15 protein-coding genes are annotated in these 15,327 nt (G+C 72.9%); 11 read left to right on the top strand and 4 right to left on the bottom strand.

Going from position 1 to position 15,327, the window contains the following annotated elements; genetic code table 11:
- Positions 1 to 9: 9 nt before the first annotated feature.
- Positions 10 to 243, bottom strand: coding sequence for a hypothetical protein (locus ADK41_RS44170; protein WP_051843065.1), 234 nt, complete (start codon positions 241 to 243; stop codon positions 10 to 12).
- A complete protein-coding gene (locus ADK41_RS03200; RefSeq protein ID WP_030823018.1) occupies positions 147 to 923 on the bottom strand; it encodes an SDR family NAD(P)-dependent oxidoreductase in 777 nt (258 codons plus the stop codon). The genes ADK41_RS44170 and ADK41_RS03200 overlap by 97 nt, the downstream gene beginning before the upstream one ends.
- A 568-nt stretch (positions 924 to 1,491) precedes the next feature.
- Between ADK41_RS03200 and ADK41_RS03195 the strand changes: the two genes are divergently transcribed.
- From ADK41_RS03195 to ADK41_RS03175, 5 genes are all read left to right on the top strand, one after another.
- On the top strand, positions 1,492 to 1,992 hold the full coding sequence (locus ADK41_RS03195) for a MarR family winged helix-turn-helix transcriptional regulator (RefSeq protein ID WP_030823021.1): 501 nt from the start codon (positions 1,492 to 1,494) through the stop codon (positions 1,990 to 1,992).
- A gap of 431 nt (positions 1,993 to 2,423) precedes the next feature.
- Positions 2,424 to 3,518: an LLM class flavin-dependent oxidoreductase gene (locus ADK41_RS03190; protein WP_030823023.1), complete on the top strand. Its 1,095-nt coding sequence runs from the start codon at positions 2,424 to 2,426 to the stop codon at positions 3,516 to 3,518.
- Positions 3,515 to 4,123, top strand: a complete 609-nt coding sequence (locus tag ADK41_RS03185) for an FMN reductase (protein WP_030823026.1) — start codon at positions 3,515 to 3,517, stop codon at positions 4,121 to 4,123. The genes ADK41_RS03190 and ADK41_RS03185 overlap by 4 nt, the downstream gene beginning before the upstream one ends.
- Before the next feature lie 73 nt (positions 4,124 to 4,196).
- Entirely contained in the window at positions 4,197 to 4,916 is a 720-nt protein-coding gene (locus ADK41_RS03180; RefSeq protein ID WP_030823029.1) for a response regulator transcription factor, read from the top strand.
- On the top strand, positions 4,917 to 6,347 hold the full coding sequence (locus ADK41_RS03175) for a HAMP domain-containing sensor histidine kinase (RefSeq protein WP_030823032.1): 1,431 nt from the start codon (positions 4,917 to 4,919) through the stop codon (positions 6,345 to 6,347).
- Between the two features lie 335 nt (positions 6,348 to 6,682).
- On the opposite strand, the gene ADK41_RS03170 is transcribed toward ADK41_RS03175, so the two are convergent.
- A complete protein-coding gene (locus ADK41_RS03170) occupies positions 6,683 to 7,588 on the bottom strand; it encodes an NAD(P)-dependent oxidoreductase (RefSeq protein WP_030823035.1) in 906 nt (301 codons plus the stop codon).
- Positions 7,589 to 7,684: 96 nt separating this feature from the next.
- Between ADK41_RS03170 and ADK41_RS03165 the strand changes: the two genes are divergently transcribed.
- From ADK41_RS03165 to ADK41_RS03140, 6 genes are all read left to right on the top strand, one after another.
- On the top strand, positions 7,685 to 8,047 hold the full coding sequence (locus ADK41_RS03165; RefSeq protein WP_030823038.1) for a winged helix-turn-helix transcriptional regulator: 363 nt from the start codon (positions 7,685 to 7,687) through the stop codon (positions 8,045 to 8,047).
- A gap of 234 nt (positions 8,048 to 8,281) precedes the next feature.
- Positions 8,282 to 8,989, top strand: coding sequence for a GNAT family N-acetyltransferase (locus ADK41_RS03160; RefSeq protein ID WP_030823041.1), 708 nt, complete (start codon positions 8,282 to 8,284; stop codon positions 8,987 to 8,989).
- 98 nt (positions 8,990 to 9,087) lie between these two features.
- Entirely contained in the window at positions 9,088 to 10,290 is a 1,203-nt protein-coding gene (locus tag ADK41_RS03155; RefSeq protein WP_030823044.1) for an MFS transporter, read from the top strand.
- 230 nt (positions 10,291 to 10,520) lie between these two features.
- Positions 10,521 to 11,264, top strand: coding sequence for an NUDIX hydrolase (locus ADK41_RS03150; RefSeq protein WP_030823050.1), 744 nt, complete (start codon positions 10,521 to 10,523; stop codon positions 11,262 to 11,264).
- A complete protein-coding gene (locus tag ADK41_RS03145; RefSeq protein ID WP_030823053.1) occupies positions 11,265 to 12,428 on the top strand; it encodes a 5'-methylthioadenosine/S-adenosylhomocysteine nucleosidase in 1,164 nt (387 codons plus the stop codon).
- The gene (locus ADK41_RS03140) at positions 12,425 to 14,410 is read left to right on the top strand and encodes a hypothetical protein (protein ID WP_030823057.1); all 1,986 of its coding nucleotides are present in this window, start codon (positions 12,425 to 12,427) and stop codon (positions 14,408 to 14,410) included. The genes ADK41_RS03145 and ADK41_RS03140 overlap by 4 nt, the downstream gene beginning before the upstream one ends.
- Positions 14,411 to 14,845: 435 nt before the next feature.
- On the opposite strand, the gene ADK41_RS03130 is transcribed toward ADK41_RS03140, so the two are convergent.
- Positions 14,846 to 15,259 carry an arsenate reductase ArsC gene (locus tag ADK41_RS03130; protein WP_030823062.1) on the bottom strand — a complete coding sequence of 138 codons (414 nt, stop codon included), beginning with the start codon at positions 15,257 to 15,259 and terminating at the stop codon, positions 14,846 to 14,848.
- Positions 15,260 to 15,327 lie beyond the last annotated feature (68 nt).

Below are 15,327 nucleotides of genomic sequence, written 5' to 3'. Positions count from 1 at the left end.
CGGGGGCCGCTACTTCGCGTGCGTCACCGCGTAGATCATCACGAAGGCGACGATGTGGATGCCGAAGAGGAAGTAGCCGAGGTAGTACCAGACGTAACGCTCGCGCTTCTTCTCCAGGGCCAGCCGGCGCTGTTCGCTGTCGGGCATCAGGGCTCCCGGTGGACCTTGGTGTTGGAGGCCTGGGCGCGGGGCCGGACGATCATCAGGTCGATGTTGACGTGGGGCGGGCGGGTGACCGCCCAGGTGATGGTGTCGGCCACGTCGTCCGCCGTGAGGGGTTCGGCGACGCCCTGGTAGACCTTGGCGGCCTTCTCCGCGTCGCCGCCGAAGCGGGTGAGGGCGAACTCGTCGGTCCTGACCATGCCGGGCGCGATCTCGATCACGCGCACCGGACGGCCGACGATCTCCAGGCGCAGGGTCTCGGCGAGGACGTGCGCGCCGTGCTTGGCGGCGACGTAGCCCGCGCCGCCCTCGTAGGTGGCGTGGCCGGCGGTGGAGGAGACGACGACGACCGTGCCGTCGCCGCTCGCGTCCAGCTTGGGCAGCAGGGCCTGGGTGAGGTGGAGGGTGCCGAGGACGTTCGTCTCGTACATCGTGCGCCACTGGTCCGGGTCGCCGGTGGCGACCGGGTCGGCGCCGAGCGCGCCGCCGGCGTTGTTGACGAGGACGCCGACGGTCTTGAAGGCGGTGGCGAACTCGTCGACGGCGGCGCGGTCGGTGACGTCCAGCGGGTAGGCCGTCGCCGCGTGGCCGGCCGCGGTGATCTCCTCGGCGAGGGCTTCGATGCGGTCCTTGCGGCGGGCGGTGAGGACGACGCGGTAGCCGGCCTCGGCGAGCCGGCGGGCCGTGGCGGCGCCGATCCCGCTGCTCGCACCCGTGACGACGGCGATGCGGGACGCGGCGGGCGGTACGGCGGTGGCCATGGGCTGCTCCTCGGGCGTGCTGGCTCGCGGTCGGGACCTGCGCGGCCAGCATAGGCCGGGGGCCCGGCGGGGCGGGGGGACGGGTGGCCCTCCGGGGCGGGAGGCGGATCACGGGTGGGGCGCGCGGGGCCGTGGACCGGCGGGGGGCGCTGCCGGAGGCGGTGGTCCGAGGACGTCGGCCGTCGCGCGGCGCCCGTGTGATCACGGCCGGTCCGGCGGGGCGGGCCGGCGCGCCGGTGGCGTCCCGGTGGTCCGGGCGGCGGCCGTCGGCGATCACGTCCCGCGGGGGCGGACCGGCGACGACGATCCCGCCGTGCGCGGCGGGGCCACGGCCGGGGTGGGCGCCGGGCCGGAGGGCGGCGACGGAACCGCGGGCGCCGGGGTGAGGACGCCGCCGGCCGCCCCCGTCCGGCCGCGGTGTTCGCGCACGCCCCGCAGGACCGGCCGGGCGCCGCCGGTATCCGGCAGGGCGGCGGGGCGGCGCCGCATGCGGGTGTGTCACCTGATGGGCGGCGCCTGTCGCGGGCCGGAGGTGGGATACATCCGCTGGAGCGGAGAGGAGCTGCGCATGCCGGGGACCACGCGGGCCGGGCTGCTGGCGGAGCTGGGCGTGGTGTCCCGGCGGTACATGGCGGCCCACGCCCTGTTCAACCAGGCGCTCGCCGACCATCTGGGCCTGCACCCCACCGATCTGCAGTGCCTGAGCCTGCTGACGCTGGAGGACGGCCCGGTGACCACGGGCCGGATCGCGGAGCTGACGGGGCTGACGACCGGCTCGGCGACGCGGCTGGTGGACCGGCTGGAGCGGGCGGGGTACGCGGTGCGGGAGCGGGACGCGGGGGACCGGCGGCTGGTGCTGGTGGCGGTGGTGCCGGAGCGGGCGGCCGAGTTCGGGCGGGTGTGGGAGCGGCTGGGCGGCGGCTGGTTCGCGCTCTTCGACGACCTGGACGACTCCGAGCTCTCCCTGTTCATCGACCACATGAGGCGTACGACGGACTTCAGCGCGCGGCAGGCGGCCCGGCTGCGGTCGGGGGAGTCCCCGGACGACCGGCCGGCCCCGGCGCCGTAGCGGTCACGGGTCCGGGGGGACGACGGGGAGCCGGTGCGCTCCCCCGGTGCCGCGCGCTTCACGGGCGGTGCGGCGGAGGCGGTGGGTGAGGCCTTGCGCGACGCGGCGGCGCCCGGTGGGTGGGCGCCGGCGTGGGTGCGGGACGGGGCGCGTACGCCGGTGCGGTCCCGCGGGCGGCGCCGGCACGGAGCGCGGGGTGAGGGCGGCCGCCGACGGGGCCCGGCCGGCGGACGAGGGGGTGCGCACGCTCCGGGCGCGGAGACGTGTCCGCCGGCCGGCGCGGTGAAGGCGCACGCGCGCCTGGCGGAGGGCGGGGTGCGGGGCGGCCGGCGCCGGTGCCGCGGGCGTCCGGCCGGGGGTGGAATAGGAGGGGGCGGGGAGTCGTTCCAGGGGTATAGTTGAAGCGTAAACAACCTGGAGGGTGAGCGGCCATGCAGTTCGGGATCTTCAGCGTCGGGGATGTCACGCCCGACCCGACCACGGGACGTACGCCGACCGAGCGCGAGCGGATCAAGGCCATGGTCGCCATCGCGCTGAAGGCCGAGGAGGTGGGCCTGGACGTCTTCGCGACCGGCGAGCACCACAACCCGCCGTTCGTGCCGTCCTCGCCGACCACCATGCTCGGCTACATCGCCGCCCGCACCGAGAGGCTGGTCCTCTCCACCTCCACCACCCTGATCACCACCAACGACCCGGTGAAGATCGCCGAGGACTTCGCGATGCTCCAGCACCTGGCCGACGGCCGGGTGGACCTGATGATGGGACGCGGGAACACCGGCCCGGTCTACCCCTGGTTCGGGCAGGACATCCGCCAGGGCATCAACCTCGCGATCGAGAACTACGCCCTCCTGCACCGCCTGTGGCGCGAGGACGTCGTCGACTGGGAGGGGAAGTTCCGCACCCCGCTGCAGGGCTTCACCTCCACGCCCCGCCCGCTGGACGGCGTACCGCCGTTCGTCTGGCACGGCTCCATCCGCTCGCCGGAGATCGCCGAACAGGCCGCGTACTACGGCGACGGCTTCTTCCACAACAACATCTTCTGGCCGGCCGACCACACCAAGCGCATGATCGAGCTGTACCGGACCCGGTACGCCCACTACGGGCACGGCACCCCCGAGCAGGCGATCGTCGGGCTCGGCGGCCAGGTGTTCATGCGGAGGAACTCGCAGGACGCGGTGCGCGAGTTCCGCCCCTACTTCGACGTCGCGCCGGTCTACGGGCACGGGCCGTCGCTGGAGGAGTTCACCGCGCAGACCCCGCTGACCGTGGGCTCCCCGCAGCAGGTCGTCGAGAAGACGCTGTCGTTCCGCGAGTACGCCGGCGACTACCAGCGCCAGCTGTTCCTGATGGACCACGCGGGCCTGCCGCTGAAGACCGTGCTGGAACAGCTCGACCTGCTCGGCGAGGAGGTCGTGCCGGTGCTGCGCGCGGAGTTCGCCAAGAACCGCCCGGCCGAGGTGCCGGACGCGCCCACCCACGGCTCGCTGTCGGCCGGAGCCAAGGCCGAGGAAGGTGCACAGGCATGAAGCTCGTCGTCGTCTCGGCGGGACTGGGCGTCCCGTCCTCCACCCGGCTGCTCGGCGACCGCCTGGCCGCCGCGTCCGCCGCGCGGACCCCGGCGGACGTCCAGGTGATCGAGGTGCGCGACCTCGCCGTCGAGATCGCGCACACCTTCACCAACGGCTTCCCGGGCCGGGCGCTGTCCGAGGCCTTCGACACGGTGGCCGGGGCCGACGGGCTGATCGCGGTCACCCCGGTGTTCTCGGCGTCGTACAGCGGGCTGTTCAAGTCGTTCTTCGACGCGCTGAGCGGCACCGACGAGGACGCCCTCGCCGGGAAGCCGGTGCTGATCGCCGCGACCGGCGGCAGCGCCCGCCACTCGCTGGTCCTGGACCACGCGCTGCGGCCGCTCTTCTCCCACCTCAAGGCCGTCGTCGTCCCCACCGGCGTCTACGCCGCCTCGGAGGACTGGGGCGCCGAGGGCCTGGACGGCCGTATCGAGCGCGCGGCCGGGGAGCTGGCGGCGCTGACGGCCGGGGCGGCCACCGCCCGCCCGCGGCCCCGGCGGGACTCCTTCGAGGAGGTCACCCCGTTCGAGGAGCGGCTGGCGGCGCTGCGGCCCGCCGGGTGAGATACGGGTAAGAAGCGGCCCCCGCCGCCGTCCGCCGGAGCCGCGGGGCGGCGGCGGTTGGCACACTGGGCACGTGCCGCACACCGTTCTGCTCGCCGAAGACGACCGCGCCATCCGCAACGCCCTGGAACGCGCCCTCACCCTGGAGGGCTACCGGGTCACGGCCGTCGCCGACGGCGTCGAGGCCCTCGCGCAGGCCCACCGCGGCCGGCCCGACGTCCTGGTCCTCGACGTGATGATGCCCGGCATCGACGGGCTCCAGGTGTGCCGGGTGCTGCGCGCCGAGGGCGACCGCACGCCGGTGCTGATGCTGACCGCGCTGGTGGAGACCGCCGACCGGATCGCGGGACTGGACGCGGGCGCCGACGACTACGTCGTCAAGCCGTTCGACGTCGAGGAGGTCTTCGCCCGGCTGCGCGCGCTGCTGCGCCGGGCGGCCCCCGCGGCGCCGGCCCCCGAGCCCGTCGCGGAGCCGGAGCCGGACACCTCCGGCCGGTTCCTGGAGGCGGCCGGAGTGCGCATGGACCCGCAGGCGCGCCGGGCCTGGCGGGGGAGCCGGGAACTGGAGCTGACCCGCACCGAGTTCGAGCTGCTGGAGCTGCTGGTCCGCCACGCGGGCATCGTCCTGGACCACTCCACCATCTACGACCGCATCTGGGGCTACGACTTCGGCCCCGGCTCCAAGAACCTCGCCGTCTACGTCGGCTACCTGCGCCGCAAGCTCGACGAGCCCGGCGCGCCGCAGCTGATCCACACCGTGCGCGGAGTGGGTTACGTGCTGCGGGAGGGCTGAGTGTCGTACGGGCGGCCGGTCTCCCGCAGGCGGCTGCGGCTGCTGTCCCTGGGAACCACCTTCGCGGTGGCGTTCGCCGCAGTCACCGCCACCGTCACCGTCCTGGTCGGGATCCTGTCGTACAACGCCGCCGCCCGGCTGGTGCGGGTGGACCAGCAGTCCGTGTTCGACGAGGTGGTGCAGGACCTGCGGGACGAGGTCCGGGAGAACCGGATGTCGCCGCACGACTTCTCCTCCGCCGCGCCCGGCCACGACCTGGTGCGGCCCGCGCGCACCGACGTGCAGGTGCTCGGGCCGGACGGCGGCGTCGTCGACCCGGGCAACCCGGGTTTACCGGTGGTCGGCGCCGACCGGCGGGTCGCGGGCGCCGCGACCGCGGGACGGGTGGTCGTGCACGCGGACGTCGACGTCGGCGACGACGTCTACCGGGTGGCGACCGTCGCGCTGGGCGGCGAGCGCGGCGCGGTGCAGGTCGCGCAGGAGTTCAGCGACACCGAGGACCTGCTGCGGGCGCTCCAGCGGCGCACGCTGATCCTGATGGCGGCGGTGGTGGTCGGCGCCGGGCTGTTCGGCTGGTGGCTGGCCCGGCGCATCACCCGCCGCCTGGTCGTCCTCACCCACACCGCCGAGGCCGTCGCCCGCACGCGCCGGCTCGGCATCCAGGTGCCCGTCGCCGGCTACGACGAGGTGGGGCGCCTCGGCCGCGCCTTCGACCGGATGCTGGGCCGGCTCGCCCAGTCCGAGGAGGACCAGCGCCGGCTGGTCCAGGACGCCGGGCACGAGCTGCGCACGCCGCTCACCTCGCTGCGCACCAACATCTCCCTGCTGCGCCGCATCGACGAGCTGCCGCCCGGCACCCGCGAGGAACTGGTCGCCGACCTCACCCAGGAGGCCCGCGAACTGACCGACCTGGTCAACGAGTTGGTCGACCTCGCGGCCGGGCAGTCGGACACCGAGCCGCCGCGGCGGGTCGACCTCGCGGACATCGCCGAGGACGTCGCGGGACTCGCCCGGCGCCGCACCGGACGCGAGATCGTGGTGGGCGCGAGCGGCGACACCACGACCGACGGGCGGCCCGGGATGCTCACCCGGGCGCTGTCCAACCTGGTGGAGAACGCGGTCAAGTTCGACCGGGACGGCCGGGCCCCCGTCGAGATCCACGTCGCGGGCCCGGCGCGTCCGGGCACGGTCCGGGTGGAGGTGCGCGACCGCGGCCCCGGCATCGCCGACGACGACCTGACCCGCGTCTTCGACCGCTTCTACCGCGCCGCCGACGCGCGTTCCCTGCCGGGGTCGGGGCTCGGTCTCTCCATCGTCCGGGAGGTCGCGCTCGCCCACGGCGGGGCGCCGTACGCCTTCCGGCGGGAGGGCGGCGGCACGGTCACCGGGTTCACGGTGGGCGGCGTGGCCGGCCGGCCGGCGGACGGGTGAGCGGTGCCCGCGGGCGCCGTGGTGCGGCGCCCGCGGACGCGGCCGCTTTGCCCGGGCGCCGACCGCGCCCGCCACGAAGACCCGTGTCCCGCCCTCGTCGTCGGGCCCCACGGCCGACGACGGCACACCTCGGCCGGACACGCCCCCGCGTGAACGGCGAGCGCGTCGAGCTCACGCCGCCGGAGACCGGCGTGTGCGGCGGCGCGGGCCCGTACGGCGATCCCGGCACCGCGCGGAGCGGCGAAGGCGGCGGCTGTCGCGGTGCCCCGGCCGCGCCGCGGATCGACGCGGTCGCCCCGCCCGCGTCCGACGGCCGCCGACCCGGACACCGGTTCTCACGAGGAGCGGGGGGACGCCGGCCGGCGCACGAGGAGGTCGATCACGCCCGTCAGGTCCTCCTCGCCGCTGCCCTCGGACAGACGGCGGCGCATCAGCGCGAAGTACGGGGCGAGCAGTTCCGGGCTGACGCCCTGCTGCTCGGCGGTGCTCAGGAAGGTCGGTGTGCCGGCCACCTGCATGGCGAGGTTGGAGACGACGCCCTCGGTGTAGTCGCCGCTGCGCAGCCGGTCGGCGGTCTGGTGCACGGACGGGGCCATCGCGACGAGCCAGTCGGCGAGCAGCGGGGCGAGCGACGCGGGGTCGATGTCCTCCTCGCGGATCAGGGCGAAGGCGTGCGCGGCCCCGGCGAACATCCCGTACATGGCGCTGAGCAGGGCCACGTCGTGGAGGGCCGCGAAGCCCGCGTCCGCACCGACGTAGGTGGTGCCGAGCGGTACGCGCAGCGTCTCCCGGTGCTGCTCGAACAGCTCCCGCGAACCGCTGTAGAAGACGTAGCCGCCGGCCTCGGGGACGCCGACCATCGGCGGGACGGCCATGATCCCGCCGTCCAGGTAGCGGGCGCCGCGCTCACGGGCCCACTCGGCGCGGGCCCGGGCCTCGGCCGGGGTACCGGTGGTCAGGTTGACCAGGTCCCGGCCGGCCAGGTCGACGCCGGCCAGCGTCTCCTCGACCGAGGCGTCGTCCAGCAGACAGACGACGACGAGCGTGTTCGCCGCGACGGCGGCGGCGGCGCCGTCCGCGACCTTCGCCCCCTCGGCGGCGAGCGGCGCGGAGCGGGCCGGGGTGCGGTTCCAGACGGTGACCGGGTGGCCGGCGGCGAGCCAGGTACGGGCCAGCGCGGCGCCCATCGCGCCGAGGCCCAGCAGGGTGACGGGAGTCTTCTCAACGGTGTTCTGTGCCATGCCGACTAGGCTGGGAGCAGGCCCGGAAGTGATCAAGTACGCACTTCGGAGTGGGTGGTTACCCCGGGGTGAGCGAGCACGTCGAAGGGGTGGGGCATGACGACGCTGAACCGGCCGGGCACACCGGACGGACACGTCTGCGGGATCGACACCGCGATGGAGGTGATCGGCGGCAGGTGGAAGGTGCTGATCCTCTGGGCACTCCACGAGCACCCCCACCGCCGCTTCGGCGCGCTGCGCCGGCTGCTCCCGGGCATCACCGAGAAGGTGCTCGCCTCCCACCTGCGCGAGATGGAGGCGGACGGCGTCGTGCGCCGCGTCTCCTACGACGAGGTGCCGCCCCGCGTCGAGTACTCGCTGACCGAGGACGGCGAGCACCTCAACGAAGCGCTCGGGCCCCTGGCGGCCTGGGGACGCGGACGCACGACGGCCCGGGACGTGGGGGAGAGGGCCGGCTAGCGCACGCCGCCGGTCCGCGCACCCCCAGGACGGGCTTGTGCGGCGGCCACGGCGTCCCGGCCCCCTCTTCAGGCCGGTTCGGGGCCACCGGGAGAGCTCCTCTACGGCCCCCATAGACTGCGGCCGTCCCCGGATCGCTGTCCCGGCTGTCCCGGCTCGGGGCCGGACCGGCCGGCGCCGCTCCGCACGATGCCGGGCGACCGATCCGGCCCATGACACGAAAGGCGCAGCACCGTGGCAGGTCACCGCGTTGCGGCCGTCCTCGACGATCCGGTGGGCGAGTCGCTCAGGGGGCGCCACGCACACCTCGCCCGCCGGTTCGGCGCGGCCGCCGCCTACCTGTCGCCGGTCGCGACCTTCTGCGCCGTGCCCGCCGCCGCGGACGCGGCGGAGTGGGACGATCTGGCCCGGCTGCTCGGCCGGGGAGAGCTCGCCGACATGTTCAGTTGCCCGGCCGTCCCGCCGCCGGACTGGGAGCCGGTCTTCACCCTCGAAGGCCGTCAGATGATCTGGTCCGGCGGTGACCACCCTGGCCACCCCGATGCCGAGCCCGGCTCCGGCGTGGTCGGACTGGGCCCCGCGGACGTCCCCGAGATGCTCGACCTCGTCGAACGGACCCGGCCGGGGCCGTTCCGTCCGCGCACGCACGAACTCGGCGCCTACCTCGGCGTCCGCGAGAGGGGCGTGCTGGTGGCGATGGCGGGGGAACGTCTGCGGCCTCCCGGCTGGACCGAGATCAGCGCCGTCTGCACCGCACCCGAGGCACGCGGCCGCGGCCACGCCGCACGCCTGGTGCGCGCGCTCGTCGCGCGCGTCCTGGCACGGCGGGAGCGTCCTTTCCTGCACGTGGCCGAGTCGAACGCCGACGCGATCGCGCTCTACGAGCGGATCGGGTTCCGGACCCGCCGACAGGTGACCTTCCGCGGGTTCCGCACTCCGTGACGGCCCGGGACATCGGCCCGGCGGGCGGACGGAAGGGGGCGGTCGCGGCCGTGGCCGGGCCGCGGGAGCGAGGTCTCGGTCCAAGGGAGGGGGCGGCTGTGAACGTCGGGGTGCGACGCGGTGCGATCGCCGCCGTGCAGGTGCTCGGCCTCGCCGTGTGGTTCTCCATGTCGGCGGTGGTCCCCGGCCTGCGCAGCGACTGGGGGCTCACGGCCGGCGGCGCGGTGTGGCTGACGGCCTCCGTGCAGTTCGGTTTCGTCGCCGGGGCCGTGGCCTCGACCGCCCTGAACCTGGCGGACCGCGTCCCGCCCCAGCGCCTGCTCGCCGCCAGTGCCGCGGCGGCCGCCGTCTGCACCGTGGCGCTGGCCCTGGTCGCCGACGGGCCGGCCGTCGCCGTCCCGCTGCGCTTCATGACCGGGATGTTCCTGGCCGGGGTCTATCCCACCGGCATGAAGCTCATGGCCTCGTGGTCCGGCAGCGCCGGACGGGGCAGGACCATGGGCGTCCTCATCGCCGCCCTCACCCTCGGCTCCACGCTTCCCCACCTCATCGCCGGGCTGGGCTCCCTGCCCTGGCGCGGTGTCCTGCTCGCCGCGGCGGCGGCCGGACTCGCGGGCTCCGTCGTCGCCCTGGCCCTCGTCCGGCCCGGCCCCCACACGGCGTCGTCCGCTCCCGCCCGCAACCCCCGGTACGCGCTGGCCATGTTCACCGAACGCGGGCCGCGCCTGGCCAACCTCGGCTACTTCGGGCACATGTGGGAGCTCTACGCCCTGTGGACCTGGATCCCGTCCTTCCTGCTGGCGGCCCCCGCCGCGGGAGGACTCCCGGGCTCGGTGGAGATCACGGTGTTCCTCGCCATGGGACTCGGCGGAGCGGCCGGCTGCCTCCTCGGCGGCTGGGGCGCGGACCGCTTCGGCCGCTCTCCCGCCGCCCTGACGGCGCTTCTCCTCAGCGGCCTGTGCTGCCTGCTCTCCCCGCTCCTCTTCCACGCCCCGCCGCCGCTCCTGTTCGCCTTCTGCGCACTGTGGGGCGCCGCCGTGATCGCCGACTCGGGGGTGTTCTCCACCTCGCTGAGCGAGGTCGCCGACCACCGCTACATCGGCACGGCGCTCACCGGCCAGACCGCGATCGGCTTCGCCCTCACCGTCGTCAGCATCCAGCTCACCCCCCTGCTGGCCGAGGCCGTCGGCTGGGAGTACGCCTTCCTCCTCCTCGCCCCCGGCCCCCTGGCCGGCGCCCTCGCCATGCGCGCCTTCGGCAAGGGCGCCCCCTCCGCCCGCTCTCCGCGGGGCGCCTCCTGACGGCCGGCCACGACGTGCACGCCGCACCGTGCGGCGGATCACACGTCCCGGGGCGTCCTCCCGGCCTTCCTGGAACACGATCACCCGTCCCCTGAGCCGCTCCGCCGGTTCACGCCCGGCCGCGGAGCGGACGACGAGTCGACCGCTCGGAGGGCCTCCTCCCCACCGCACGAGCGGCCCCCATGTCCCCTTCTTGTGAAAGTGACAGTAACCCAAGTACCTTACCTGGCATGCAAGCTGATGCCTGGTCACCTCCATCCGTGCTCCTGACGGTCGATCTCGTGATCCTGACGCTGCGCGAGGGGCGACTGTGCGTCCTGCTCGTGGAGCGGGGCGAAGCTCCTTTCCAGGGCATGCGGGCCCTGCCCGGCGGATTCCTCAACCACGCCGGTGAGGAGATCCTGGACGCCGCCCACCGCGAGTTGAGCGAGGAAACCGCTCTGACCGCAGGGTGGGTGCACCTCGAACAGCTGGCCACCTACGGGGCCGCGGGCCGTGATCCACGGGGGCGAGTCGTCTCCGTGGCCCACTTGGCGATCGCGCCGGGACTCCCCGAGCCGGTCGCGGGAACGGATGCCATGGATGCCGCGTGGGTTCCCGCGAAAGACGTCCTGTCGGGTGAGGTGGAACTGGCCTTCGACCACCGCCGGATCGTGACGGACGGAATCGAACGCGCGCGTACCAAACTCGAATCCTCGGCGCTGGCCACGGCATTCTGCGGGGAGCTTTTCACCATAGCCGAGTTGCAGCAGGTGTACGAGGCGGTGTGGGGCACCGAACTCGACACCCGGAATTTCTACCGGAAAGTCCAGGCCGTGGAGGGATTCATCATCCCCGCCGGCTCCGGTCGCAGGAGCACGGGGGGCCGGCCCGCGCGGCTGTACCGGACCGGCCCTAAGACGGTGTTGTTCCCGCCGCTGATCCGACCTGTGCCGCCCGCGACGGAAGAAAGCACGAGAGAGGAAAGGGAATAGATGCAGAAAGACCTGGTGGTGATCCTCACCGCCCTCAATCTCGAGTACCAGGCCGTGCACCGGAAACTGGCCGGTGCGCAGGTGCACCGTCATGAGCGCGGGACGCTGTTCGAGGTGGGAACCGTTCAGGGCACCTCATGCCGTGTCGCGCTCGGTCTGACCAGCAAAGGGAATCATTCCGCCGCGGTGATCGCCGAGCGCGCGGTACAGGAGTTCTCGCCGGTGGCCGTGTTGTTCGTCGGCGTCGCCGGTGCGCTGTGGGACACCGCCAGGCTGGGCGACGTGGTGATGGCCACACACGTGTACGCCTACCACGGAGGAACCAGCGAGGACGACGGGCTCAAGAGCCGCCCCCGGGTGTGGGAGACGGCGCACGGCATCAGCCAGCTCGGCTCGCATCTGGCTCGCATGAACGACTGGGTCGACGGCTCGCCCGGTCAGGGGCGCGCGCCGCAGGTGCGCTTCGGTGCGATCGCCGCCGGTGAGATCGTGCAGAACTCGAGGATCTCGGCCGAGGCCCGGTGGATCCGGGAGCACTACAACGACGCGCTCGCGATCGAGATGGAGGCCGCCGGCGTGGCGCAGGCCGGTCATCTCAACGGGGCGCCGGTGGCCATCATCCGGGGAATCAGCGACCGGGCGGACGGCACGAAGAACAGCACGAAGGACCGCAACTGGCAACCACGGGCCGCGGCGAACGCGGCGGCATTCGCCACACGGCTGGCCGTGGAACTGGTGGGAGAACAGGAGCAGATCGCCATGTCCCAGGCAGACAGGGCCCGTACGACCGACAGGCTCGGAGCTCACGTCAGCAACACCGCCCACAACAGCACCGTCGGCATCATGGCCGGCTCCGTCAAGGAAAGCAGTGTCCATTTCAACGCGGACCCGAAGGTGACCGGCCCGGCGGACCTGGTCGCGGAACTGGACCGTTTCCGTGAACGCCTGATGCGGCACCACGCCGAGGGCGCCCTCGACGACGACACCTACCGAGAGGCGCGGGCCGAGCTGGGCGTCGCCCGTCGGGCGGCGGGTGAGAACACTCCCGATGCGTCCAAGAGGGCGACCATGGCACTCAAGAGATTACGCGGTCTGGTCGCGGAGTTTCCCGAGCTGGTGGCCAGGCTGGCGCCCCTGGTCGTCGCGGCGGGTGACGTGTCGTGAACGACGGCAACAGTGTCACGCACAATTCAGCCGATTACGGCTCCACCGTCGGAATCCAGGCCGGAGTCGTGCACAACGCCCACGTCTCCATCGGCCACCAGGATGCGTCACCTCAGCAGAAGTACAAGACCGGTGTGCGGTTCCTGGAGGATGGCGTCCCCAGCCGCGCTCGCGACTTGATCAGTGACGCGATCGCCAACGGACACGACAACGCGGAGGTCCGTTTCCACTGGGTGCTCGCCATGCTCAGTGGACGTGCCTACGACGACCTCAGCACCGAGGAGCGCCAGCGGCTGCACCGTGCCTCCGGGCTCGTACCGGGATACACCGAGGGGAAGTGGAAGGACACGCTGTGCGTCGCTTTCGAACTGCTGGAGACGCTCAGCATCCCGGACGGTGAAACAGGACGCGTACTGGAGCGGTTGCGAGCCCTGTCACCCGGTCTGCGTGACATGATCCTCCACCACTTCGACCTGGTGCTCACCGGAGGGCTGAAGGACAGCCTGTGGGCCGAGCACCGCCAGCGGGCCGAGGCGGCTCGCTTCGGCGACCACCGGGCCCAACGGGTCTGGGCCTATTTCGAACCCGACCCCATCGGGCCACGGGCCCTGCCACCCCGTCCGAGCACCGTCGCCGCCGCCCAGGAGGCCCTCCCGGTCCGAGTCGGCCTGTTCGTCGTCGCCACCGCATTCCTCTGCGTCCTGGCCCTGGTCGCGGACCCGGCCGCGGCAGCCGTCGAGTTGCCGGTGGCGCTCGGTGCGGGTCTGACCGCAGCTCACTTCGGTCGCCGATGGTGGTTCCAGGAACATCGGCTGAGGACCAGGAACCGTGTGCTCCAGGTCCCGCACCCGCGTGATCCCGCCTCTGCCGGGGACGGGTTCACCAACCAGGTCCGTCATTCGTTCGACCACTACTTCGGCATCCGCGTGCCCCATGGAATCGCCCCGCACGAATGGCTCGGTCATACCGTCCACATCCGCAACAGCCTCGTCGCCGAGATCGCGGTCCTCTACCGGGAAAGCCGAATCGGCGTGGACCGGGTCAACTGGCTGATCCGCCATCTCGCCGAGGACGCCCGGGACCGCTACAGCAAAGGCACTCTGTTCGATCACCACCACCAGAACCAGACGCCGGCGGGGACGAAGGCGCTGTGCGTGGTCGCCCTCGGCGTTGTCGGCCTCACGACTCTGGCCCTGCTCGTAACAGTGGCCTCAGGCGTCGGCGCGCCGCAGCTGCTGCTGGCCGTCCTGGCCGTGGGCGGCGCGGTCTGGTCCGGACACGCGGCCGGGTCCTCGTGGCTGGAGGCCCGGGGTGAGGACCGCCGACTGGCCGAGGAAACCAGGGAATACCAGGAGCAGCTGGCTGTGCGCCAAGCCGCGTACCAGAACTGGAAGTCGTTCCTGGACGCCACCCGCCCCAGTGAGCAGGAAATGGAGACCTGGCTCGCCTGCGACAAGACGCTGTTCGTCGACGAAGCGCTCCGCCACTACCAGCTCACCTGGCGCGATGTGATCACCCACACCATCCTGGTGACACCCGCGCGCCCCTACAAGCGAGGGCGGGTGAAGGGCGGCCCCTGGCGGTACTCGCGCTACAGCTTCCGTCTTTTCCTGGTCACACAGGACGGCGTTCGTGAAGTGAGCTCGGAATTCGATTTCACCGACGCGAAACGCGGGAATCGGCAGCGAAGCAACTACCGGTTCGACGCGTTGTCCTCCGTGCAGGTCACGGAACGCAGCGAGGTCGGCTACGACCTGGAGCTCTTCCTCACCAACGGACCGGCCAGGAACATTCGCGTCAAGGACGCCGACAGCCATCAACTCGCGCCGGACGAGGACGCCGAGGAAATTTCCGAAGTCAACCTCGATGCGGCCGGTTTCATCCACACCTTCCGCCTTTTGGAGGGGATCGCGGCGGACGGAAAGGGCTGGATCGAACGAAGCAACTCCAAGAACCTGCCGTCCTTCCACGCTGTCGGCTGAGTCTCCCGGGCCTTCGGAGCGGGCAGGGCCCGGAGCGTCGGATCCCTGCCCGCCCACTCATCGGTCCCACCGGGACCCGAGCTCAGGAAGGGCCGTGGCCGCCACGGAAGGCGTCACCGCGAGCAGACCGCTACCGGCCGAGTACGACCGCATCAAGGAGGAACGAGAACCCGGGTGGGCCTCCGTGGCAACCTGCTCCACCTCACGCCCGCCGCGGTCACGGCGGTCCTGGCGATCACCGTCCGGAGCAGGCAGGCTCGACTCCCGCTCGCCGTCCTCGCGGTCTCTCCGGCCCTGGGCCGGACCCACCCGGCCGGTGTCGGAGGGACCGCGACGGTCGGCGACCACGTCCCGCCCGGCGAGTACGAGAACGACCACTACCGGGCCACCACCGAACTCGGGACGCTCCGGGAGTTCTGCCTGCCCCGGGACGGTTCACGTCTCCCGCTTCGCGTCGATCTCGGCGATGAGGGCCACGATGCGCGTCCTGATCCCGTCGCGGATGGGGCGGACTGCGTCGACGCCCTTGCCGGCCGGATCCTCCAGGGCCCAGTCGAGGTACTTCTTGCCGGGGAAGACCGGGCAGGCGTCACCACAGCCCATGGTGATGACGTAGTCGGACGCCTGGACGGCCTCGGTGGTGAGGATCTTCGGCTTGGCGCCGGTGATGTCCACACCGGCCTCCTTCATCGCCTCCACCGCGGCCGGGTTGACCTGGTCGCCCGGGACGGAGCCGGCGGAGCGGACCTCGATACGGTCGCCCGCGAGGTGCTGGAGGAAGCCGGCGGCCATCTGGGAGCGGCCGGCGTTGTGGACGCAGACGAACAGTACGGACGGCTTGTCGGCCATGATGATCGTTCTTTCTCGTCGCATGGCGGAACCCAGCCGCCAATGACTTCAACCTTCGCTGATATCAG

The organism is Streptomyces caelestis, assembly GCF_001279005.1.
Taxonomy (GTDB): Bacteria; Actinomycetota; Actinomycetes; order Streptomycetales; family Streptomycetaceae; genus Streptomyces; species Streptomyces heliomycini.
Note: the sequence above shows the minus strand (reverse complement) of the source record. Positions and strands in the feature narration are given on the sequence as shown.

Excerpts from the sequence above, each read along its gene's own strand:
- ADK41_RS03190 (WP_030823023.1), top strand. The coding sequence starts at position 2,424 with ATGCAGTTCGGGATCTTCAGCGTCGGGGATGTCACGCCCGACCCGACC.
- ADK41_RS03170 (WP_030823035.1), bottom strand. The coding sequence starts at position 7,588 with ATGGCACAGAACACCGTTGAGAAGACTCCCGTCACCCTGCTGGGCCTC.
- ADK41_RS03150 (WP_030823050.1), top strand. The coding sequence starts at position 10,521 with ATGCAAGCTGATGCCTGGTCACCTCCATCCGTGCTCCTGACGGTCGAT.
- ADK41_RS03185 (WP_030823026.1), top strand. The coding sequence starts at position 3,515 with ATGAAGCTCGTCGTCGTCTCGGCGGGACTGGGCGTCCCGTCCTCCACC.
- ADK41_RS03130 (WP_030823062.1), bottom strand. The coding sequence starts at position 15,259 with ATGGCCGACAAGCCGTCCGTACTGTTCGTCTGCGTCCACAACGCCGGC.
- ADK41_RS03200 (WP_030823018.1), bottom strand. The coding sequence starts at position 923 with ATGGCCACCGCCGTACCGCCCGCCGCGTCCCGCATCGCCGTCGTCACG.
- ADK41_RS03145 (WP_030823053.1), top strand. The coding sequence starts at position 11,265 with ATGCAGAAAGACCTGGTGGTGATCCTCACCGCCCTCAATCTCGAGTAC.
- ADK41_RS03195 (WP_030823021.1), top strand. The coding sequence starts at position 1,492 with ATGCCGGGGACCACGCGGGCCGGGCTGCTGGCGGAGCTGGGCGTGGTG.
- ADK41_RS03165 (WP_030823038.1), top strand. The coding sequence starts at position 7,685 with ATGACGACGCTGAACCGGCCGGGCACACCGGACGGACACGTCTGCGGG.